The 21703-nt window shown below is 44.8% G+C and carries 19 protein-coding genes; 9 read left to right on the top strand and 10 right to left on the bottom strand.

What is annotated here, in order from left to right:
* Positions 1 to 97: 97 nt before the first annotated feature.
* The 4 genes from A9237_RS04305 (at position 98) to A9237_RS27335 (ending at position 2248) form a co-directional block, all read left to right on the top strand.
* Positions 98 to 1012: an SPFH domain-containing protein gene (locus tag A9237_RS04305; protein WP_005436910.1), complete on the top strand. Its 915-nt coding sequence runs from the start codon at positions 98 to 100 to the stop codon at positions 1010 to 1012.
* A 9-nt stretch (positions 1013 to 1021) separates the two neighbouring features.
* Entirely contained in the window at positions 1022 to 1483 is a 462-nt protein-coding gene (locus tag A9237_RS04310) for an NfeD family protein (RefSeq protein WP_005436909.1), read from the top strand.
* A 330-nt stretch (positions 1484 to 1813) separates the two neighbouring features.
* Positions 1814 to 1993 carry a hypothetical protein gene (locus A9237_RS04315; RefSeq protein WP_078607751.1) on the top strand — a complete coding sequence of 60 codons (180 nt, stop codon included), beginning with the start codon at positions 1814 to 1816 and terminating at the stop codon, positions 1991 to 1993.
* A 78-nt stretch (positions 1994 to 2071) separates the two neighbouring features.
* Entirely contained in the window at positions 2072 to 2248 is a 177-nt protein-coding gene (locus tag A9237_RS27335) for a hypothetical protein (RefSeq protein ID WP_020197694.1), read from the top strand.
* Positions 2249 to 2324: 76 nt separating this feature from the next.
* Here A9237_RS27335 and A9237_RS04320 read toward each other — a convergent pair whose 3' ends face one another.
* The 4 genes from A9237_RS04320 to zipA form a co-directional block, all read right to left on the bottom strand.
* Positions 2325 to 2687 carry a DUF2799 domain-containing protein gene (locus A9237_RS04320; RefSeq protein ID WP_078607752.1) on the bottom strand — a complete coding sequence of 121 codons (363 nt, stop codon included), beginning with the start codon at positions 2685 to 2687 and terminating at the stop codon, positions 2325 to 2327.
* Between the two features lie 81 nt (positions 2688 to 2768).
* A complete protein-coding gene (locus tag A9237_RS04325; RefSeq protein ID WP_005436905.1) occupies positions 2769 to 4154 on the bottom strand; it encodes a hypothetical protein in 1386 nt (461 codons plus the stop codon).
* Between the two features lie 511 nt (positions 4155 to 4665).
* On the bottom strand, positions 4666 to 6678 hold the full coding sequence (gene ligA / locus A9237_RS04335) for an NAD-dependent DNA ligase LigA (protein WP_078607754.1): 2013 nt from the start codon (positions 6676 to 6678) through the stop codon (positions 4666 to 4668).
* Positions 6679 to 6766: 88 nt separating this feature from the next.
* The gene (gene zipA / locus A9237_RS04340; protein WP_039842881.1) at positions 6767 to 7723 is read right to left on the bottom strand and encodes a cell division protein ZipA; all 957 of its coding nucleotides are present in this window, start codon (positions 7721 to 7723) and stop codon (positions 6767 to 6769) included.
* A 250-nt stretch (positions 7724 to 7973) separates the two neighbouring features.
* Here zipA and cysZ point away from each other — a divergent pair, with 250 nt between their 5' ends.
* The 5 genes from cysZ to crr all read left to right on the top strand — a co-directional run bounded on the left by cysZ (position 7974) and on the right by crr (position 12885).
* Positions 7974 to 8714, top strand: coding sequence for a sulfate transporter CysZ (gene cysZ / locus A9237_RS04345; protein ID WP_045455421.1), 741 nt, complete (start codon positions 7974 to 7976; stop codon positions 8712 to 8714).
* Positions 8715 to 8881: 167 nt separating this feature from the next.
* Positions 8882 to 9850, top strand: coding sequence for a cysteine synthase A (cysK, locus tag A9237_RS04350; RefSeq protein ID WP_005436896.1), 969 nt, complete (start codon positions 8882 to 8884; stop codon positions 9848 to 9850).
* A gap of 298 nt (positions 9851 to 10148) precedes the next feature.
* Entirely contained in the window at positions 10149 to 10406 is a 258-nt protein-coding gene (locus A9237_RS04360) for an HPr family phosphocarrier protein (protein ID WP_005436894.1), read from the top strand.
* A 139-nt stretch (positions 10407 to 10545) separates the two neighbouring features.
* Positions 10546 to 12270: a phosphoenolpyruvate-protein phosphotransferase PtsI gene (gene ptsI / locus A9237_RS04365; RefSeq protein ID WP_078607755.1), complete on the top strand. Its 1725-nt coding sequence runs from the start codon at positions 10546 to 10548 to the stop codon at positions 12268 to 12270.
* Between the two features lie 105 nt (positions 12271 to 12375).
* A complete protein-coding gene (gene crr, locus A9237_RS04370; RefSeq protein WP_005425608.1) occupies positions 12376 to 12885 on the top strand; it encodes a PTS glucose transporter subunit IIA in 510 nt (169 codons plus the stop codon).
* Positions 12886 to 12983: 98 nt separating this feature from the next.
* Here the strand turns inward: crr and A9237_RS04375 are convergent, their stop codons facing one another.
* The 6 genes from A9237_RS04375 to flgJ form a co-directional block, all read right to left on the bottom strand.
* Positions 12984 to 14108, bottom strand: a complete 1125-nt coding sequence (locus A9237_RS04375) for a flagellin (protein WP_078607756.1) — start codon at positions 14106 to 14108, stop codon at positions 12984 to 12986.
* 114 nt (positions 14109 to 14222) lie between these two features.
* On the bottom strand, positions 14223 to 15356 hold the full coding sequence (locus A9237_RS04380) for a flagellin (RefSeq protein WP_045481549.1): 1134 nt from the start codon (positions 15354 to 15356) through the stop codon (positions 14223 to 14225).
* A gap of 516 nt (positions 15357 to 15872) precedes the next feature.
* Complete coding sequence (locus A9237_RS04390; RefSeq protein ID WP_009705676.1) at positions 15873 to 17027, bottom strand: flagellin; 1155 nt, start codon at positions 17025 to 17027, stop codon at positions 15873 to 15875.
* Between the two features lie 449 nt (positions 17028 to 17476).
* Positions 17477 to 18667, bottom strand: coding sequence for a flagellar hook-associated protein FlgL (gene flgL, locus A9237_RS04395; protein WP_005438657.1), 1191 nt, complete (start codon positions 18665 to 18667; stop codon positions 17477 to 17479).
* Between the two features lie 12 nt (positions 18668 to 18679).
* Positions 18680 to 20593: a flagellar hook-associated protein FlgK gene (flgK, locus tag A9237_RS04400; RefSeq protein WP_078607757.1), complete on the bottom strand. Its 1914-nt coding sequence runs from the start codon at positions 20591 to 20593 to the stop codon at positions 18680 to 18682.
* Between the two features lie 166 nt (positions 20594 to 20759).
* Complete coding sequence (gene flgJ / locus A9237_RS04405) at positions 20760 to 21686, bottom strand: flagellar assembly peptidoglycan hydrolase FlgJ (RefSeq protein WP_005438655.1); 927 nt, start codon at positions 21684 to 21686, stop codon at positions 20760 to 20762.
* Between the last annotated feature and the right edge of the window lie 17 nt (positions 21687 to 21703).

Raw genomic sequence — 21703 nt, forward strand, 5'->3', positions numbered from 1 at the left:
TTTGTCTGGAATTTATCAAACCTCTCATTTCTACGATTGTTTCATAGGCCCAAATGAGTAAAAATGAATCAATAATATGCACTTAAGGGAATAGCACATGCCAATTGACTCATTGATCACCATCGGTATTTTCGTTGCTCTAGCCATCATCCTCCTCGCGTCTGCGATTAAAACCGTTCCTCAAGGCAACAACTGGACAGTTGAACGCTTTGGGCGCTACACCCACACTCTTAAACCAGGTTTGAACTTAATCATTCCGTTTGTCGATAGAATCGGTCAGAAGATCAATATGATGGAGCGAGTTCTCGACATTCCAGCTCAAGAAGTCATTTCTAAAGATAATGCGAATGTCGTTATCGACGCAGTCGGCTTTGTTCAAGTTATCGACGCGGCCAAAGCAGCCTATGAAGTAAACGACCTAGAGCATGCAATCCGTAACCTTACGTTGACTAATATCCGTACCGTACTTGGTTCAATGGAACTGGACGAAATGCTCAGCCAACGTGACATGATCAACACCAAGCTTCTCTCTATTGTTGACCAAGCGACTAACCCTTGGGGTGTTAAAGTGACACGTATTGAGATTAAAGACGTTCAACCACCCGCGGACCTGACAGCTGCGATGAATGCCCAGATGAAAGCAGAACGTAATAAACGTGCAGAAATCTTAGAAGCTGAAGGTGTGCGCCAAGCAGAAATCTTACGCGCTGAAGGTCAAAAACAATCAGAGATCTTAAAAGCGGAAGGTGAAAAGCAATCTGCGATCTTACATGCAGAAGCTCGCGAACGTGCTGCGCAAGCGGAAGCAAAAGCAACTTACATGGTGTCAGAAGCCATTGCTAAAGGTGACGTCAAAGCAGTGAACTACTTTATTGCTCAGGGCTACACTGAAGCATTGAAGAGTATCGGCCAAGCAGAAAATGGTAAGATTATCATGTTACCGATTGAAGCAACTGGACTCATGGGCTCCGTTGCTGGTATCGCAGAGATGTTCAAACAAAGTAAAGACTAAGGTCTACTTATGGATTTATTTAGCCTATTGGAAGGCGTTACGTTCTGGCATTGGATTGCGTTTGGTTTTGCTTTGCTAGCGATCGAGCTACTCGGCACTGCTGGCTATTTCTTATGGCTTGGCATATCGGCGCTTATCGTCGGAACCATTTTGTCCTTCTTGCCCATCAGTTGGCAGATGCAATGGTTAGCTTTTGCCGCTTTCAGCTTGATGACAACGTGGCTGTGGTGGAGAAAGCAATGGTCGAAAGATCGTAAGAGCGACAGCGCGCGCGATCTTAACCAAAAGCAGAAGCAATTAGTCGGTAGTATCGTGACATTAGATGAAGACTTCACTGTGGGGATGAACCGCTTACGAGTGGCAGATACTACTTGGTCTGCTGAATCAGAGCACGATTTACCAGCCGGAACTCGAGTCGAAATTATCGCCGTTGACGGTATTATTCTTAAGATTAAACCGGTTTCTCGCTGACTTGTGTCAAAATAATAGGGTGCAAAGCACCCTATTTCATATCTATTCAAACTACTTCTTTTATTTCATTCACTTATTTAAATTAACCACAAAAATTAAGTGATATAAATATTATCAGCATACTCTCTTTTCCTACTCTTACTCAATTATTCAAATTAAATAATTCAGACACATAGAAAAATATAACTCCTTTTTCGAAATCTAAATTTATTTTAAAAAATAAAACACTGTTGAATTTAATTTTGATCTTTCTAGGTCTCTATACATACTTAACGCATAAGCATGTCAATTAGGTGCTTATATTTTTTAAGGTAAGTAAGAGGAAGTACTATGAAAAAGACAATGATGTTGTTCGCTGTGGTGTTGTTCTCATCAAGCGTGTTTGCCTACACAGGCTCAAACGGTAACAGTGCTACAGGGCCTAACGTGCAATGCTATCTACCAGACGGGACTAGCGATTATATGCCAATCGTCTTATGCCAACATCAAAATGGTACGATAAAGAAATAAAATAATTCTAACTTTAAATTGAAAGATCAATTAATTATTCAGCCTAAGCTGGAAATTTAATGAGTGAGAGGATTCACCATGAAAAAGATTGCTGCTTTATTTATCGCGTGCTTTATTTTTGCATCTCCAATTTCTTTAGCACAAAACTCAGCGGGGCATGCATTTGGTGCTGGCGTAGATTGCACATTTAGTGATGGTACAGTAAAACACTTACCACGTGAATTATGCACAATGTACGGTGGTACATTTAAATAAGTAACATTATCAATGGTTTTAACGAAGTTTATCTATTCTACGGGGATAAACTTCGTTGGCCATTAAATGAAAAAACTTAGAACTTGTAGAAGTCAGAACCGATAAATGCATCCCACCCTCTTTGCCATTCCGCTTTGATCATGACTTCTTGAGGTTGACCTGCACATTGGTCAGTATAACGAATACCTTGGATACCTTTTTCAAATGCTTTGAAAGGATCACAGTACTCTACTTTACCTGCTTCATAGCCCGCCTTGTAGGATGCTTCGTCAAAAGAAACACTCTTTTTTAAGTTCGCTAAAACATCGTTGTCGTAGCGGTAGCCATTTGAGCCAAAACGTTCACCTTGCCCATACCAATACTCGGCTGGAGTTTTAGGGGCAGTGCTACAAGCTTGAAGGGAGAATAATACAAATGGAATGATCAGTGCTTTCTTCATGGTTAGCTCCTTGGTCTCTGAGACAAAAAAAGCTGAGCGTATGCTCAGCTTTTTAGACACTATATGGTGTATTCAGTTCGCTTATTTAACTGAGAACGGAATTGCTAGTACTAGCTTGAAATCTTCCTCATCTTGGAACAAGTTAGTGTAACCTGTCCAGTTCGGAGCGTTTGTATCATTGTAGTAGTTAGTGTAGTAGAAGCTGATGTGAGCATCTTTAAGTGCGCCAGCTTGGATTGCGTAGTTTGCAAAGACGCTGTATGCATACTCGCTAAGGTCATCGTAACCTTGAGCAGATGAACCGAAGCCGTATGCACCACTTAGACCAGCACTAAAGCCTTTACCACCGATATCAGAGAAGTCACGAGACACAGAACCAAATACCGCTAGCTCTTCATCGTGGTTAAAGTCAGAACGGTTGTTCCACCAGATTTCGTAAGCACCGTTTGAACCACCGTATTGGCTAGTTAGACGGTAAGACATGTTACCAACGTTTGCTGGGTCACCAGAATCTGCGCCAGTGTATGTCGCTTCAGCACGGTATGAGTACTGACCAGAAGAGAAGCTTGTCAAAAGTGCTAGCTGGTATGCAGTGCTGTCGTACTGTTCGCTATCATCAACGATGTATAGTTGAGGAGACCAGTATAGACCGCCTTCTGTTGTACCTTTCACTTTAAAGTGTGCGTTCCAACGGTCACCATCAGATAGACCACCGTATGCCGCATCTAGAGAGATACCGTTGTCTAGAGTGTAACGACCACCTACAGAGTAAAGTGTACCTGCGTCTTCACCCTTAGTTGTTCTGAATTCGTAAGTTTCTTTGAACCACGGTGCTTTGTATTCAGTCGCAACAACCAAACCTAGGTCAAAACCACCGATTTTTCCGCCAACTTCACCACCTAGGTAAGTACCAGGAGCGAATGACCAGTTAACACCTAGAGAGCTAGGTACAGATGGTTGGAAGTAACCAAGTTTCGCAGTAGCAGAATCACCTAGTTTGAACTTCGCTGCCGCAGTAGCAAATGAAACGCCGTTGTCTGTACAGTCAGTCCATACATCAGAACATGCGCTGTCTTTCGCTTCTTTATCGTATGGGTTGTTTACACCCCAGAAGTTCATTTCGTGGTCTGCACCACCGTTTTGCCACATGTCGAATGTGCTGTAGATAACAACATCAAGACCAGCAACACCGCCAACATAGCCAGAGTTGAAGCCTAGGTTTGCAAAGATAGAACCGTGGTCTAGGTTCGTTACCTTTTTAGTGTCGTTACCATTTGCATCTACATTGCCACGGTCACGAGCACGCATCCAAAAGTTAAGGTTACCGCTGATAGTCGACTCAGAGAAAAACTCTGAAACTGCGCCAGCGTACTCTGGACCTAATGGATCTTCAGCCATTGCTGGAGCAGCAACTACTGCACCCATCATTGCCGCAGAAAGGGCAGATACTTTAAAAAATTTGTCCATGGAAAAAACTCCTAAAAATGGATATAGCTGTATTTTTCTATCTCACCTTAAGTTGGCCGCCGAAGGAGAGAAGTAAATTCCTGAGTGAACCTCAATATTTCTAAATTGGTTCTTTTTAGTTCCTGCATACACACCGTGTATCCACGCTTCTAAGACTAACTTCGCATCTAAAAACATCCAAATGGAACTTATTTTTTTTCTAAAAAAATATGACCAACGCCAAAGTTCCATATAAGTTGTTGATCCAGATCTTATTTTTAACACCAAAGACACAACAAGCAATTAAGCACTTAAAATACAAACACTTAAGTAAAAACAACAAAGCTCAATTTGAAGTTGATCGCAGACTTTGGTCTATAGGAGATGAATCGTTGAAGGGTCGATCCTGATCACTGAAATCACTAAACAGCGGAATTCGGAGGTTATTGAGTGACTTTTTAATTGCAAAGAAAAAGCCCCAACTGACTGGCAATTGGGGCTTTTAGGTATTTTTTAGCTTTTTTGATAGAAGTTAATTCATCAAGTTGAGTAAGTCTTGCTCAGTTTGAATCTCAATACCGAGCTCTTGCGCTTTTGCAAGCTTAGAACCCGCGTTCTCACCAGCAAACAGAATGTCTGTTTTCTTGGATACACTACCCGTTACTTTCGCGCCTAGATTCTGTAATGCTTCTTTCGCTTCTGAGCGACCTAGTTGAGAAAGCGTGCCAGTTAATACGACCGTCTTGCCTTCCAATGGTAATTCAACACCTTCTTGTGGTACTGCAATCTCTGGCCAGTTGATGCCTTGTTCTAGCAAGTCACGAACAACAGCTTGGTTTTTCTCTTCGCCAAAGAAAGTCGTAATGTGTTTTGCCACGATCACACCAATGTCCTGAACTTCAATCAATTGCTCTTCTGTCGCTTGCTGAATCGCATCCAGACTCTTGAAGTGTTGTGCTAGGTTGGCTGCTGTTGCCTCCCCTACTTCACGAATGCCGAGTGAGTACAAAAAGCGTGGCAATGTAGTGAGTTTTGATTTCTCAAGCGCATTAACAACGTTGGTTGCCGATTTCGGCCCCATACGCTCTAGTACGGTTAAGACACCCGCTGAAAGCTTAAATAGATCAGCTGGTGTTTCCACCATCTCACGATCCACTAGCTGCTCAATCACCTTGTCACCCAGGCCGTCTACGTCTAACGCTTTGCGGGAAACAAAATGCTTTAACGCTTCTTTACGTTGCGCCTGACATACTAAGCCACCAGTACAACGTGTTACCGCTTCACCTTCGATACGCTCAACGTGAGAGCCACATACCGGACAAGCATCTGGGAAAAGGATTTCACGAGCCGTTTCAGGGCGACGCTCTTTGATAACAGACACCACTTGTGGAATCACGTCACCAGCACGACGAATCACGACTTGGTCACCGACCATCACTTGCAAACGCTCAATCTCGTCTGCGTTATGAAGCGTAGCGTTAGAGACTGTTACACCACCAACAAATACTGGTTCAAGTTTGGCTACTGGAGTAATCGCGCCAGTACGACCAACTTGGAACTCAACTTCATTCAGTGTAGTGATTTCTTCCTGAGCCGGGAATTTGTAGGCAATAGCCCAACGAGGAGCACGAGCAACAAAACCTAAACGCTCTTGAATCGCAATGTCATCCACTTTGATAACGACACCGTCAATTTCGTAAGCCAAAGCTTCACGACGAGTAAGAATATCTTGGTAGTACGCTTTAACCTCTTCCAAGCTATCGACACGCTTGGTTTCTGGACACATTGGCAAGCCCCACGATTTGATTTGTAAGAATCGTTCGTAGTGACTGTTAGCAAGGGATGCCCCCTCCACAACGCCAACACTGTATGCGTAAAAGCTTAGAGGACGTGATGCCGTGATACGGGAATCTAATTGGCGTAAGCTACCTGCTGCCGCGTTACGTGGGTTAACAAAAACTTTCTCGCCTTTTTTTCGTGCGTTCTCGTTAAGTTTGTCAAATCCCGCTTTTGGCATAAACACTTCACCGCGCACTTCTAGACGTGTCGGCCAGTCTTTGCCTTGTAACTTTAATGGAATAGCGCTGATAGTACGTACGTTTTCAGTGATGTTCTCACCCGTTGTACCGTCACCACGCGTTGCCGCTTGCACCAAAACGCCATTTTCATACAGCAGGCTCACAGCTAAGCCATCAAGCTTAGGCTCGCAGCAGTATTGTTTAATGGTATGGCCAACGACACGGTCTTGAGCACGTTTGTGAAAACCATCCAGTTCAGCATCATCAAACGCGTTGTCCAAAGACAGCATTGGCACTTCGTGAGTGACTTGGCTGAATTCAGACAGAGGCTGACCACCAACACGTTGGCTTGGAGAGTCTACAGTCACCAACTCTGGGTGCTCGGCTTCAATATCCAATAGTTCACGCATCATACGGTCGTATTCTGCGTCTGGAATCTCTGGGTTATCTTCCACGTAGTAACGAACAGCGTGGTAATGCAACGACTCTTTTAATTCTTCTAGTCGCTGAAGTACTGATTCAGACATATTAAAGCCCCGTGTATATTGTTCAATGAGGTTGGGAATCTAAGAAAAAGGGCTCCTAACGGAGCCCTATCATTATTTGTTGTTAAGGTTATGCGCTAGCAGCATTAAACTCAACTATTTGACGTCGATATGAGGCCAATCGATCTGGTGTCATCAAGTTACGTTGATCATCCAAAACGTTACCGCCCATATCGTCAGCGATTTGCTGTGCAATACGTAGCATAAGGTTAAAGTTTTGGTCTGCTTCACCATAGCAAGGTAGCGTCATAAAGAACGAAATACCTTTAGTACTGAATTCAGCTGGGTCACCGTGTTCTAGCGTACCTGGGTGCATCATGTTGGCCACGCTAAATAGCACTTTGCCATTGCCTGATAAATCAACATGACGATGGAAGATATTCATCTCACCGTAAATCAATCCATTTTGCTGCATGCTATCGAACAGCTTAGTGCCGATGAAAGGCTCATCGCCAGCGCAATGAACATTCAACACAATCACTTGCATTTCAGGTTCTGGTTTTGGCTCTTCAATCACTTCTTCAGCCATTACCGGTGTCGCCTCGACTTCTGGCATAACTGGCGCTTCTGATACTTCAGGAGCTTCAAAGACTGGTTCAATAATTTCTTCTTCAACAACCGACGACTGTACTGGCTCTTGCAGAACAGGTTCTAATTCGTCTTCGGTTTTCTTCGTTGCGACAAAAGCAGGGATTTCGCGCTCTTCTTTGTGTTCTTTTTCTCTAACATCAAGAACATCATCGATCAGCGGATCAGAGGCAAATTTGTTGTCGAAAGAACTTTCCATCCCAAAGTCAGGCTCTTTACGATCTTTGCGGATGATTTCGAAATCGTCTTCTGGAGCAGGAGCAATTTCACGCTCTTGATCTAAGGAGTCTTTATCCTCTTGGTCAACGTCCAACTTACCAAGCGGCTTGTTACCAAATTTCGCTTTGCCTTCTTTTTTGCTTGTCCACAAACCATGAAATAGCAATGCGGCGATGGCTAATGCGCCAACAACAATGAGTACGAATCGCAATTCCTGCATTATTTACTCTCAATCTACTTGTTCTTACTACTCGCACATCCTTGAGCAGTAACCCAAGTGCAATAAATCCGAATGATGCTTTTACTTTACCAAAACTATATGTAGGTTTAGAACAACTTAATGCAAGAAGTTCCGCTTTTTGTTGTGATTCTTGCCACGATTCCACTTTACAAGACCCAAATTGTTAGGGCATTGAAAGAAAAGCATCCACAGGTACAATGAGTTTTCACTTACAAGAAACAAAATGGATATGAAGTCGAATAATCAGCCTAGAACCGGATTCGGTTACTTCCTATACGGAATTCAAATAGCTCTCTCCCCAGAGATCCGACGTTTTGTCGTCTTGCCGCTGCTTGCCAACATTTTGCTTGTTGGGGGCGCTATCTTCTATTTATTTTCCCATCTCGATGTTTGGATCGAGAGTTGGATTGGTAAGCTGCCAGAGTTCCTCTCTTGGCTTACCTACATCTTATGGCCGATATTGGTGTTGACCATTCTGGCCACGTTTTCCTACTTCTTTAGTACATTAGCTAACTTCATCGCCGCGCCTTTTAATGGGTTGTTGGCAGAGAAAGTCGAAGAGTCTCTCACAGGACAAAAGGTCAATGACGACGGCTTTGCGGCACTCATTAAGGATGTACCTCGCGTGATGGCCCGTGAATGGCGCAAACTACTTTACGTGTTACCAAAAGCGATAGGCTTGTTTCTACTCTTGCTCATCCCAGCATTAGGTCAAACCGTTGGACCTTTTCTGTGGTTTATTTTCACCGCATGGATGTTAGCGATTCAATATTGTGACTATCCATTTGATAACCACAAAGTCCCTTTCAACGACATGCGTTACAAATTGAAACAAAAGCAAGGTAAGGCATATGGGTTTGGTGTGTTGGTTTCTGTATTCACGACTATCCCAATTCTCAATCTTATCGTTATGCCTGTTGCAGTCTGTGGCGCAACCGCGATGTGGGTAACCGAATTTAAGCATCAATAATAGGTGGCTTTTTAAACCAATTGAGGAGGACGAATGTGCCTCCTCAGTTATTTTGTGGATTTCTTGACCAACCTCATAAGATATAACTTTTTAATCCTTTTCCCTTTTTTTTATACCGCATATTCTTCTATCCATATTCACAAAACGTGTAATGAAGGAACATCACTATGAGCAAGATCTACGAAGACAACTCTCTTACCATTGGTAATACTCCTCTAGTTCGCCTAAACAAAGTGAGCAAGGGTAAAGTTCTAGCGAAAATCGAAGCGCGCAACCCAAGCTTCAGCGTTAAGTGCCGTATTGGTGCAAACATGATTTGGGAAGCTGAAAAAGCAGGTACGCTCAAGCCAGGTGTTGAGCTAGTAGAGCCAACCAGTGGTAACACAGGTGTTGCACTTGCATTCGTAGCAGCAGCTCGCGGTTACAAGCTAACACTAACGATGCCTGAATCAATGAGCCTTGAGCGTCGTAAACTTCTTAAAGCGCTAGGTGCAAACTTAGAATTAACAGAAGCAGCAAAAGGCATGAAAGGCGCGATTGCGAAAGCAGAAGAAATCGTAGCAAGCAATCCAGACAAATACCTGCTTCTACAACAGTTCAACAACCCTGCAAACCCAGAGATTCATGAGAAGACAACGGGTCCTGAAATTTGGGAAGCAACAGACGGTGAAATCGACGTATTCGTAGCAGGTGTTGGTACGGGCGGTACTATCACTGGTACAAGCCGTTACATCAAAGGTGAAAAAGGCAAAGCCATCACTTCTGTGGCAGTAGAGCCAGCTGAATCACCAGTGATTGCACAAGCGCTAGCAGGCGAAGAAATCCAACCGGCTCCTCACAAAATCCAAGGTATCGGCGCTGGTTTCATCCCTGGTAACTTAGATTTAGAACTTCTAGACCGTGTTGAGCAAGTAACGTCTGAAGAAGCGATTGAGATGGCTCGTCGCCTAATGGAAGAAGAAGGTATCCTAGCGGGTATTTCTTCAGGTGCAGCAGTCGTTGCGGCAAACCGCCTTGCAGAACTACCTGAATTTGAAGGAAAAACGATTGTAACTGTTCTTCCAAGCTCTGGTGAACGTTACCTAAGTACGGCACTATTTGCCGGCATCTTTACCGAGAAAGAGAACCAACAGTAATATGTGGTCAAATCAATTTTTCGTTTAAAAAAGCCCCGTTCAGGGGCTTTTTTGTTGATCCCTGCCCCACCTTTGGTAATATCAGGGTGTTTTATTTTTAGGTTCAAAATAAAGAATCTAAACCAAAAAGGTTTCAGAGTGATTACGCACGCAAACAGTTGCGCAATCACCAAACTTTTGACTAGTATCAGTTCTGACACGCTTTGAACTCTCCCGTGCTAGCGCACAAGGTGTAAAGCAGTTAAGCTAAAACTCAGTCACAAACTAACAAAAAAATACATTTATTGGGGTATATCACATGTACGAGAAGCAAGTAGAAATCACAGCAGAAAACGGTCTTCACACTCGTCCAGCTGCACAGTTCGTTAAAGAAGCTAAAGCATTCGACGCGGACATCACTGTGACTTCTAACGGTAAAAGCGCTAGCGCTAAGAGCCTATTCAAGCTACAAACACTAGGCCTAGTAAAAGGTACTCTAGTTACTATCTCAGCTGAAGGCCCACAAGCTCAGCAAGCAGTTGACCACCTAGTTGCTCTAATGGACCAACTACACTAATTCGGTCTCCTATTTCAGAAGCCATTTTGTGAAAGCAAAATGGCTTCGTTGGAAATAGGCTCAAAACTAAGCTAATACTATTCGTTAGCGCACCCATTATTCTCCCGTTTTATAAAGTTGACCAACTTAAGGTAAGGCTATGATTTCAGGCATCCTAGCATCTCCAGGTATTGCAATCGGTAAAGCACTACTACTTCAAGAAGATGAAATTGTCCTAAACACAAACACTATTTCTGATGATCAAGTAGAAGCAGAAGTTGCACGTTTCTTTGACGCTCGTAACAAATCTTCTGCTCAACTAGAAACTATCAAGCAAAAAGCGCTTGAAACGTTTGGCGAAGAAAAAGAAGCGATCTTTGAAGGTCACATCATGCTTCTTGAAGACGAAGAGCTAGAAGAAGAAATCCTAGCACTTATCAAAAACGACAAAATGTCTGCTGACCACGCGATCTACTCTGTGATCGAAGAGCAAGCAACGGCTCTTGAGTCTCTAGACGACGAATACCTGAAAGAACGTGCAACTGACATCCGTGATATCGGTTCTCGTTTCGTTAAGAACGCTCTAGGTATCAACATCGTTTCTCTAAGCGATATTGATCAAGAAGTTATCCTAGTAGCTTACGACCTAACGCCATCTGAAACTGCGCAGATCAACCTAGACTACGTTCTTGGTTTTGCTTGTGACATCGGTGGTCGCACTTCTCACACTTCAATCATGGCTCGCTCTCTTGAGCTTCCAGCTATCGTTGGTACTAACGACATCACTAAGCAAGTTAAGAACGGCGACATGCTGATTCTTGATGCGATGAACAACAAGATCGTTATCAACCCATCTGACGCTGAGCTAGAAGAAGCAAAAGCAGTTAAAGCTGCATTCCTTGCTGAAAAAGAAGAGCTAGCTAAGCTAAAAGACCTACACGCAGAAACAACTGACGGTCACCGCGTAGAAGTTTGCGGTAACATCGGTACTGTTAAAGACTGTGACGGTATCATCCGTAACGGTGGTGAAGGTGTTGGTCTGTACCGTACTGAATTCCTATTCATGGACCGTGACGCACTTCCAACTGAAGAAGAGCAATACCAAGCTTACAAAGAAGTTGCGGAAGCAATGAATGGTGAGTCTGTAATCATCCGTACTATGGACATCGGCGGCGACAAAGATCTTCCATACATGGATCTTCCAAAAGAGATGAACCCGTTCCTAGGCTGGCGTGCAGTACGTATCAGCTTGGATCGTCGTGAAATCCTACGTGACCAGCTACGTGGTATCCTACGTGCATCTGCACACGGTAAACTACGTATCATGTTCCCAATGATCATCTCTGTTGAAGAAATCCGTGAGCTTAAGAAAGCGATCGAAGAGTACAAAGCAGAACTACGCGCTGAAGGTCATGCATTCGACGAAAACATCGAAATCGGTGTAATGGTTGAGACTCCAGCTGCAGCAGCTATCGCACACCACCTAGCGAAGGAAGTTGCTTTCTTCTCTATCGGTACAAACGACCTAACTCAGTACACACTAGCGGTTGACCGTGGTAACGAGATGATTTCTCACCTTTACAACCCACTATCACCAGCTGTACTTACTGTGATCAAGCAAGTTATCGACGCTTCTCACGCTGAAGGTAAGTGGACTGGTATGTGTGGTGAGCTAGCAGGTGATGAGCGTGCAACACTTCTACTTCTAGGTATGGGTCTAGACGAGTTCTCAATGAGCGGTATCTCTATCCCTAAAGTGAAGAAAGTTATCCGTAACTCTAACTTCGCAGAAGTGAAAGCAATGGCTGAAGAAGCACTTTCTCTACCAACAGCAGCAGAAATCGAAGCAGTTGTAGAAAAGTTCATTGCAGAGAAAACTCAATAATCAACTAATTCCAATGAGATAGGCGGTTAAAAAAAGTCGTCTATCTCGAAAGATTGGTATACTATAATTCGACAGAATTAAATAAAACGTTAGGAGCATGACACAATGGGTCTGTTTGACAAACTTAAGAAGCTAGTATCTGACGACAGCGCTGACGCAGGTGCAATCGAAATCATCGCACCACTTTCTGGTGAGATCGTGAACATCGAAGATGTGCCAGATGTTGTTTTCGCTGAGAAAATCGTTGGTGATGGTATTGCTATCAAACCTGCTGGTAACAAAATGGTAGCTCCTGTAAACGGTACTATCGGTAAGATCTTCGAAACGAACCACGCGTTCTCTATCGAGTCTGACGACGGTGTTGAGCTTTTCGTTCACTTCGGTATCGATACTGTTGAACTTAAAGGCGAAGGCTTCAAGCGTATCGCTGAAGAAGGTCAAACTGTTAAAGCTGGCGACACTGTAATTGAATTCGACCTAGCTCTTCTAGAAGAGAAAGCGAAATCAACGCTAACTCCAGTTGTTATCTCTAACATGGACGAAATCAAAGAGCTGAACAAGCTTTCTGGTTCTGTTACTGTTGGTGAAACTCCAGTTCTACGTGTAACTAAGTAATTTTTACTTAGCCCAACACGAAAAAAACGCTGCCTTTGGCAGCGTTTTTTATTACCTGAAACTTTTGTTCCTGAGCGATGTTCATCGCTGCAACCCTTTTAACTGAGCAAGCCAAGTGCCGAGCTCGGTCTCTGCTTCGCTTGAGCTAACAATGCGGTAGTCGCATCTTGTAGCACTTGTGAGCGCACCATCTCCGTCGATTCTCGAGCAAAATCCGTATCTCGTATCCGCCCTTTTGATTCAGTCACACTTCGGTTCACCGTATTAAGGTTATCCATCGTGCCACTCACCCGGTTTTGGAAGCCGCCTATTTCACTTCGATGCGAATCAACATACTTAATTGCCGCGTCAATCACTCCAATTGAAAGCTGCGCCCCACCAACTGTCGACATATCGATGTCGTCCATTGTGACTAAACCACCAGCACTAACATCAAGCTCATCCGCCAAGCTACCCTCTAACGTTACACCTTCAGGTGCATTCAGCGTCGAGGCAAAGAATTGCAGCTCATTGTTTTCAGTCACTGAAGCACTCACTATCGATTGCTGTGCGTTGATGTAAGTGGCAACTTGCTCGATGCGATCTCCTAGCTTGAGCCCAATAGATTCTGTTTGGGTTTGCCCTTTACTGTCTTGGTATTCAAATTTAAGGGTTTGATTATCTTTAGTGACTCGCCAATCTTTATCGACCGCATCACCAACATAATGCTGCCCTCCCATCTCCGGGATGTGACTGCGCATATTTCGCAGTGTCAGAGAGATAGAATTGGCATTCGCACCAATATGGAAGCTTTGCGAGCCGTAAGAACCATCAAACAGGTTTTTATCTGCAAATGTCGTCGTGATCGCGACACGATCAAGCTCATCTTGCAGCGCTACGACCTCGTATTGAATACTTTGCCGATCACTTGAGTCATTACTGCCGTTTGCAGCTTGAAGCCCCAGAGAGCGTAAGCGTTGCAATATATCGCTACTCTCATGCAAAGCGCCTTCTGCAGTTTGTGCCACCGAATACGCGTCGTGCGCATTTCTCAAGGCGACATCAAGCCCTCTTGTTTGAACATTAAGAGTATTAGAGATTTGCAGACCTGCAGCATCATCACTGGCGGAATTAATCCGATAACCCGAGGTAAGGTTTCGCTGAGACTCTATGTTTTGCTCAGCCGCATGACTGAGGTGCCGCTGCGTCATCATCGCAGTGACATTGGTATTTAAAGAGACCATCTAATCGATACGAACTCCTTGTCACCTGCCCTATTCGGTGTACCTAATGCGTGATTTGAATAAGCAAAAAGCCAGGGGTGAGCCTGGCTTTTGTATCGCGTCGTATTAGGTTGATTAACCTAGTAGGCTTAGCGCTGAGTTAGGCGCTTGTTTCGCTTGCGCAAGGATTGAGCTTGACGCTTGCGATAGAATCTGTGACTTGGTCATTTGAGTCGTTTCTTTCGCGAAGTCTGTATCTTTGATACGGCTCTTCGACGCGTTCACGTTCTCGTTGATGTTATCCAAGTTGCTGATTGCGTGGTTGAAACGGTTTTGGAAAGCACCTAGCTCTGCACGGTGGCTGTCTACGTATTTCAATGCCGCATCAATGATAGCCACAGATTCTTGTGCGCCACCTACTGATGTTACGTCGATAGTATCAACCGTTACTTTCTTGCCGTCGTTTAGACCTAGCTCACCAGATAGGCCGCCAGAGAATTCCACGTCGCCTTCTACTTTGTTGTTACCAGCGAAAACTTGCAGTTTACCGTCTTGATCTACTGACGCTTTTACTAGGTCAGTTTGACCGTTGATGTACGTCGCTAGTTCTTCGATATCGTCACCCGCTTTCGCGCTGATGTTGATTTCTTGCTCTTGACCAAAGCTGTCAGTCAGACTGATTTTCAGGTCGTTTTTGCCCGCTTCAACGTTCCAGTTTTTGTCTTTACCGTTGTCAGCTTGGTAGCTCACGCCGCCCATCATTTTGTTATCAGAGCGCATGTCTTTTAGGTTAAGCATTACTGCTTCACCGTTGTCCGCACCGATTTGGAAAGACTGAGTGCCGTAAGTACCGTTAAGTAGACGGTTACCACCGAAAGATGTCGTTTCAGCGATACGGTTTAGTTCGTCGTTTAGTGCCGTTACTTCTTCTTGAATCGCAACACGCTCAGATTTTGAGTTAGAGCCGTTCGCAGATTGAAGAGATAGGTCACGCATGCGTTGCAGGATGTTAGTTGTCTCGTTCATTGCACCTTCAGCAGTTTGTGCAATAGAGATACCGTCGTTCGCGTTACGAACAGCCACATCCAGGCCACGGCTTTGTACGTTCAAGCGGTTCGAGATTTGAAGACCCGCAGCGTCGTCTTTCGCGCTATTGATTTTGAAACCTGAAGACAAACGCTCCATAGAGGTTTGTTGTGCTGAGTTTGCGTTGTTTAGGTAACGCTGAGCGGTCATCGCTGATACGTTTGTGTTTACATTCACTGCCATGGTGATTTCTCCAATTGATTTTCCGATGTAGCGGTTTCCGACGTCTCGGAAAACCAAGTAGTTCTCTCAAAGTTACTTCTATTAACGACTCGGATTTCAGAAGCTTTAGAAAAAAATCAAAAAAAGTGAATTTGCGAGATTTGGCTAGAAAAGTTGAAGAAAAGTAGAAAAAAAGCCTCAAGTTTCTGCAGCTTAAGCCGAGCGCTCTAAATTGAGCAAAGAATAACCAAAAATATCTAGAAAGCAGTGAGTTAGATGAAAGAAAGGAATGTTTTATCTGGGAGATAGAAAAGAAAAAGCCCCTTTTCCTTTGAGAGAACTGGGGCTAGGTTGGTAGCCAGAGCCTATGTGGAGATCAAGAGAAATGAACACATAACCGGCACACCGGGTGCAACTTTACATTGAAAATGATTGGCAGGTGAGAGATGAGAGAGCCGCACATTCTATTATAAAGTTGCTTGCCATAAGCCTGCATTCCCATCCACGTCTGAATGTATTGAATACAGGCTAGGTAAACTACTGCAATAGTGACATCGCAGAGTTTGGCAACTGTTTCGCTTGAGCAAGAATCGAAGTACCTGCTTGTTGCAAAATTTGAGCTTTGGTCATTTGCGTTGTTTCTTTCGCAAAGTCCGTATCTTTAATTCGACTGTTCGATGCATCAACGTTTTCTTGGATGTTTGCCAAGTTATTGATGCTGTGGCTTAGACGGTTCTGTTTCGCACCAAGGTCAGCACGTTGTGAATCAACATACTTAAGCGCTGAATCCAGTACAGAAATCGCGTTCTGAGAACCTTGCACGGTTGTCATGTCGATATCTTGCACTGATGTGCGTACCGCTTCATCACTTAGACCTAGATCCGATGCTAGGCCACCAGAGATTGAAATCTCGCCTTGAACGTTCGGGTGCGCAACAAACACTTGTAGTTTGCCGTCTTCACTTACCGACGCATTGATCATATCAGATTGGCCGTTGATGTACGTTGCCAACTCTTCAATATCATCACCTGCTTTCGCATTGATGCTGATTTCTAGATCGTCTGGGTTGCCGTCTTCGTCTTCACCCATGCCTGGAAGCGTGATTTTTAGATCCGCTTTAGTTGGATCCACGCCCCAATCTTTGTCTTTGCCATTCTCAGAGAAGAAAGTCACACCGCCCATACGCTGGTCATCCGCACGGATGCTGGTTAGTGCCATGATCATCGCTTCACCAGAGCTTGAACCGATTTGGAATGCCGCTTCACCGAACGAACCGTTCAATAGACGACGGCCACCAAATGATGTCGTTTCTGCGATACGATTTAGTTCGTCAATCAATGCCGATGATTCTTCGTTTATCGCTTGGCGCTCTGCTGGAGAGTTAGTACCGTTTGAAGATTGGATCGCCAAGTCACGCATACGTTGCATGACTGACGTCGCTTCGTTCATCGCCCCTTCTGCCGTTTGGGCAATCGAGATACCGTCGTTTGCGTTGCGCATTGCCACATCAAGACCACGAGACTGTGCCGTTAGACGGTTAGAGATCTGTAGACCTGCCGCATCGTCTTTTGCACTGTTAATCTTGTGACCAGATGATAGACGTTCCATTGAGGTGTTTAGCTCGTTGGTCGCCTTGTTTAAATAACGCTGCGCGGTCATCGCGGAGACGTTAGTACTAACTGTTACAGCCATTTTGCTCTCCTGTTGAGTTCGCAAGCTTTTGCGAAGCGGCCAGCTTTACTCTCATTTGGATAAGCACTGACCGTAAAAAATTACTTGCTAAATCTGCCCTATGGCAGGGTTTAGAATCTCGTAAGTCTGTTCTGACAACATCAATACAATTTGTGTGCCAACTTGTTTCAAACTATTTGTTCTTTTAATAATGAACAAATAAACAACAAGTTATAGGGCATACGGGGTAAGAGCCTTGCCTTACTCATATTTTGTTGTGTTGCCGAATCGCTGTTTCTTTATTGCCGCCTAGATTACCGTTGGTCTGATTGCCGCTTTCGGTCAAATCATGCCGCTTGGATCGCATTACTCGGTATTTTTCGTTGATTTCTCGCACTTAAGGCTTGGCACATAAGGCATTAAAATCGAACGGTTGAAATACCGAGCTCACCGCATAAACGGTAGGCGCATCAAATATAGTTAAACAACGTCAGGTCTTTGGTTTTACCAAATGCCTGTTGTGAGGCTTGCAACGCACGTGAGTTCTCACTGAACTCAATCACTGCCTTGGAGTAATCCAAGTCCTCAAAATTGCTCTTCGCTTTCGCCAGAGACAAATTAAAATCTTCGTGGTTTTGCTCTTGAATATCGAGCGTGCTCAACTTAGCACCCAAGTCGGTTCTGACTTTGTTCATGTGAACAAACGCCGCTTGGAATTCTTCCGTCATTTGATGCAGCTTTGCTGTCGCCGACGCGTCAGATACTGAGCTTTCCGACCACTGCATGGTTTCTTTGAATGCATCAAAAACACTGAAGGTTTGGCGCGGCTCTAGCGTAATGCTATCCCCTGCGGAAACCTGCCCTTTCAGTTGAATATTGATGCCTTCGTACTGGATGCCGTCAATTGGCGAGTAGTCATCGACTTGGACGATGCTGCCATCTTTTTCCAATTGGTAACCAAACTTGCCGTTACTCATGTCCACAAAGGTCACTTTGTAGTTTGAGTTATCTTCTGACGCACTCGTTGCTTGACCAAGCAACAGCTCAGAACCTTCTTGTAAATCGTATTGCGGCTCGAAATCACCAAACGGGTTTGGGATCTCCGAAAACAGATGATTACCCGGATAGTTAATGCCGAGCTCAATGTTGCTGGCGATCTTCATCTTGCGTTGGTAATCGTCACCGGTATAAACCACGCTACCATCGTAATCACGAAAGAAAGGCTGCGATTTTGGTTTCGTACCAGCAAAAACGTAGTTGCCTGATTCGTCTTGAGTATTCACTAACGCCAAGAAGTTGTTTGCAATCTCTTCCAGTTCGCGCTTTTTCGCTGCGCGGTCTTCCGGAGAAAACGCACCGTTGATCATTTCCATCGAGATGCGTTTCGACTCATCAGTAAATTGCTCAGCGTTGGCAATCACCACTTCTTGGTTTTCTAGTCGGTTACGAACCAGAACAATTGCATCAAGGTATTGTTTTAACTGCTCTTCTTGTTGACCAATACTCTGAATATAGTGCGTCGCAAGTGGATCATCACTCGGCTTGGTCAACTGTTTACCAGAAGCCAATTGCTCCTGATTATGGTGAACTTTGTTTTCCTGACGGCGCAGATCGTTCTGCACTGACTGGTAGTTATGGAAGCTAGAAATTCGCGTTAACATCTAAGGCCTCCTTTATCGCAACTGCAAGATGGTGTTGAAGGTGTCATTGGCCGCCTGCATCACACGAGAAGAGGCCATATACGCCTGTTGGAACTTCATCATGTTTGCCGCTTCTTCATCGAGGTTTACCCCCGATATCGACGCCACGCGCTCTTGTGCCGCCTCACTCTCTAACTGAGCAACATCGGCGAGTCGACTTGCGGTTGACGTTTTCAAACCCACATCGGTGTTCAAGTTGAAGTACAAGCTCATGATCGTCGATTCATTGCCGTTCATCTTCTTGTCGGTTTGGATGTTTTGCATCTTACGCAAGTTGCCGTTATCACCTTCAGATGGCACTAGGTTCGCGGTAAATTTATCGTTCGCTAATGCGCCCGCACTTAACTCAAATACTGTCGCCCCGCCGTTTTTATAAGCGGGATGATTGCTTGGCAAACTGACTGAAACCGGTCCGGTCGGTGGATATGGCTGGGGCGCCATGATCACGTTGCCTTTGGTATCGGTTACCGCAAATTGGTCTCCGGTTGGAGAGACAACCACTTCAAATTCACGTAAGTCACCCGCATCAACGATTTCAAATTTGGCATTACCTTGAGCAAAGGTCGTCGACGCTTCATAACTTTGTGCAGCAATCGTTTTTGGATCAGTGGTTTCAACTTTCATTTGCGCTGCGCTGCTACGGGTAGGACGGAGCAACACATGCTCACCGACTTTAGGCTCGTTACGAACTTCAACCCGCATTCCGTCGATGTAAAGCGCATTGCCTGCATCAGTATTAAGCTTAACGGTTTCACCATTTGGCTTAGTCACGGCGTAGCTGTCGCCATCATAGCGTAATGAGTACTCGCCACCTTTTAGCGCGCTGATATCATTGATGTAAACCGCCATATCAGCCGTCGATTGAGGGCCTGCAACGACACGAGATTTTGCTAGTCGCTCTGAGTTCACATCGGTAAACAATGGGTCACCCACATTACCGTAGTGATCCAAACCTTGCGATTGCAGGTGGTTTACTTCGCTAGAAAACGCAGTCGCTAAGCGGCCAAGCTCATCCATCATTTGTGGAATGTGCTCGTCACGCATCTTAAGTAACGCGCCAATTTTGCCGTCAATATCGTCTGATTTGATGGCTTTAATGCCACCACCTTCAACCATAGCAAGGCGACGTTGATGAACATCTGGTGAGCCATCAATCATCTTCAATTGGCTGGCTTCTGTTCCCGAAACAAGGGTGTGTCCATTACCGATATGGACATTAAAACCTTCCGAATTTTTACGTGGCGTTACCGTCACCTTGGTGTATTCAGAAAGTTCTTTGATCAGTTTTTCATGTTGGTCCATCAAGTCGTTATGAGGACCAGGAGTACGCATCATCAATCGATGAACATCGCGGATCTCAACAGCAAGTTGGTTCACGCGTTCAATGCCCATATCCAGTGATTTATTGGCCACATCGGACTGCTGACGCACAGTTTCATGGAATTCGTTTAGGGTATCGCTGAGTAATTTGGCTTTTTCCAACACGACTTTGCGCGCCCCCATGTCATTTGGGGTATCCGCCATGGTTTTTACCGCATCAAACCATTCGTTCATGTTTTCTGGGATTTTTTTCGATGCCACCGAAGACAGCATGCTTGAGAGCAGATCGAGGTTCTTCTCGTTATCAAGCTTGCTAGCGTAATTCGTAGTGGAAAGGTTTAGCTCTTTAACGGCAAACTCATCCCAAGAGCGGCGAACATTTTCCACATGCACGCCCATGCCGTAAGTTGACCCACCAAATTGACGCGGATCATTGGTGCCTTGGATAACAGACTGACGACTGTAACCCTCTGTATTCGCATTAGAAATGTTATGACCAGTCGTATTCAACTGTCGCTGAGCGGTAAGCACACTTTGTGTACCTACATTCAACAAATCTGACGCCATACATGCCCCCAAAAACGAAATAAAATCGGTATTGACCGATCACCTAGTTAGCAATTAGCAAAAGGTGTGCCAGTTTAGGAAAGAAAGAGAAAGCACGAAAAAAGAAAGGCTTGCACTGTGGCAAGCCTTCTCAAAATGTACATCAAACATTCGTAATCGGATTGAATTACATACTCTCGATTTTTTGTTTTACCTGCAGCACTTTGTCTGCGTAGCTTGGGTCAGTTGCGTACCCTGCGCTGTGAATTCCACGAATGAAGGATTCAGAATCACCGCCTTGCTGAAGGGCAGTCTCGTAGCGCGGGTTCTCATTCAAGAAGCGAACGTAGTCGTTAAAGCTATCTTGGTAGTTCGAGTAAGAACGGAATGCCGCCGTCTCTTTCACAGGCGTGTTATCGTGGAACTCTAGCGTTTGAGTCGTCACTTTATCCCCCTGCCAGCTACGGTCAGCTTTAATGTTAAACAGGTTGTTACTGCTGCCACGTGCGTTCTTAACGACTTTTTGCCCCCAGCCTGTTTCTAGCGCGGCTTGAGCCAATAGCAGTGAAGGCTCAACACCCAAAGCTTTTGCTGCACGGTCTGCGTATGGCTTCATTGAATTAACAAAAGACTCTGGCGAATCAAAACGCGAAGGCTCTGAACCCGGTCGTGATAGCTGACCAGATTCAATCAAGCGCTGCTCGATTTCACGAGCTTTCTTCGGATCCACACGACGGTATTCCACAGCATTGTTTGCTGCATCGCGCATGGCTGTTTCAGCCTTATCGTCGCCTTGCCCAACCGTCAACTGCTTAACAATCATGTCAGCCAAGCCCATCGAACCCGATGCACTCAAGTTACTCGCCATTTGCTCATCCAGCATTTGACGGTAGAACTTTTCGTTTTGGCTGTTCATTAAGTTTGACTCAAAGCCTTCGTTCGCTTCGCGCATCGACTTCAACATCATCGAAGTAAAGATCGATTCAAACTGGCGAGCGGCCGCTTGCAATGCTTCATGCTCACCATCTTTGCCCTCTTTCACCGCTTTCTGACGAAGGGTATCAAGGGAACTGATGTCATGAATAAAGCCGATATCGTTAGGATTGTTAACCATGATGTCTCTCCTAATCG

The sequence above is a fragment of the Vibrio owensii genome, assembly GCF_002021755.1.
GTDB lineage: Bacteria > Pseudomonadota > Gammaproteobacteria > Enterobacterales > Vibrionaceae > Vibrio > Vibrio owensii.

Excerpts from the sequence above, each read along its gene's own strand:
- A9237_RS04305 (WP_005436910.1), top strand. The coding sequence starts at position 98 with ATGCCAATTGACTCATTGATCACCATCGGTATTTTCGTTGCTCTAGCC.
- A9237_RS04310 (WP_005436909.1), top strand. The coding sequence starts at position 1,022 with ATGGATTTATTTAGCCTATTGGAAGGCGTTACGTTCTGGCATTGGATT.
- A9237_RS04315 (WP_078607751.1), top strand. The coding sequence starts at position 1,814 with ATGAAAAAGACAATGATGTTGTTCGCTGTGGTGTTGTTCTCATCAAGC.
- A9237_RS27335 (WP_020197694.1), top strand. The coding sequence starts at position 2,072 with ATGAAAAAGATTGCTGCTTTATTTATCGCGTGCTTTATTTTTGCATCT.
- A9237_RS04320 (WP_078607752.1), bottom strand. The coding sequence starts at position 2,687 with ATGAAGAAAGCACTGATCATTCCATTTGTATTATTCTCCCTTCAAGCT.
- A9237_RS04325 (WP_005436905.1), bottom strand. The coding sequence starts at position 4,154 with ATGGACAAATTTTTTAAAGTATCTGCCCTTTCTGCGGCAATGATGGGT.
- ligA (WP_078607754.1), bottom strand. The coding sequence starts at position 6,678 with ATGTCTGAATCAGTACTTCAGCGACTAGAAGAATTAAAAGAGTCGTTG.
- zipA (WP_039842881.1), bottom strand. The coding sequence starts at position 7,723 with ATGCAGGAATTGCGATTCGTACTCATTGTTGTTGGCGCATTAGCCATC.
- cysZ (WP_045455421.1), top strand. The coding sequence starts at position 7,974 with ATGAAGTCGAATAATCAGCCTAGAACCGGATTCGGTTACTTCCTATAC.
- cysK (WP_005436896.1), top strand. The coding sequence starts at position 8,882 with ATGAGCAAGATCTACGAAGACAACTCTCTTACCATTGGTAATACTCCT.
- A9237_RS04360 (WP_005436894.1), top strand. The coding sequence starts at position 10,149 with ATGTACGAGAAGCAAGTAGAAATCACAGCAGAAAACGGTCTTCACACT.
- ptsI (WP_078607755.1), top strand. The coding sequence starts at position 10,546 with ATGATTTCAGGCATCCTAGCATCTCCAGGTATTGCAATCGGTAAAGCA.
- crr (WP_005425608.1), top strand. The coding sequence starts at position 12,376 with ATGGGTCTGTTTGACAAACTTAAGAAGCTAGTATCTGACGACAGCGCT.
- A9237_RS04375 (WP_078607756.1), bottom strand. The coding sequence starts at position 14,108 with ATGGTCTCTTTAAATACCAATGTCACTGCGATGATGACGCAGCGGCAC.
- A9237_RS04380 (WP_045481549.1), bottom strand. The coding sequence starts at position 15,356 with ATGGCAGTGAATGTAAACACAAACGTATCAGCGATGACCGCTCAGCGT.
- A9237_RS04390 (WP_009705676.1), bottom strand. The coding sequence starts at position 17,027 with ATGGCTGTAACAGTTAGTACTAACGTCTCCGCGATGACCGCGCAGCGT.
- flgL (WP_005438657.1), bottom strand. The coding sequence starts at position 18,667 with ATGTTAACGCGAATTTCTAGCTTCCATAACTACCAGTCAGTGCAGAAC.
- flgK (WP_078607757.1), bottom strand. The coding sequence starts at position 20,593 with ATGGCGTCAGATTTGTTGAATGTAGGTACACAAAGTGTGCTTACCGCT.
- flgJ (WP_005438655.1), bottom strand. The coding sequence starts at position 21,686 with ATGGTTAACAATCCTAACGATATCGGCTTTATTCATGACATCAGTTCC.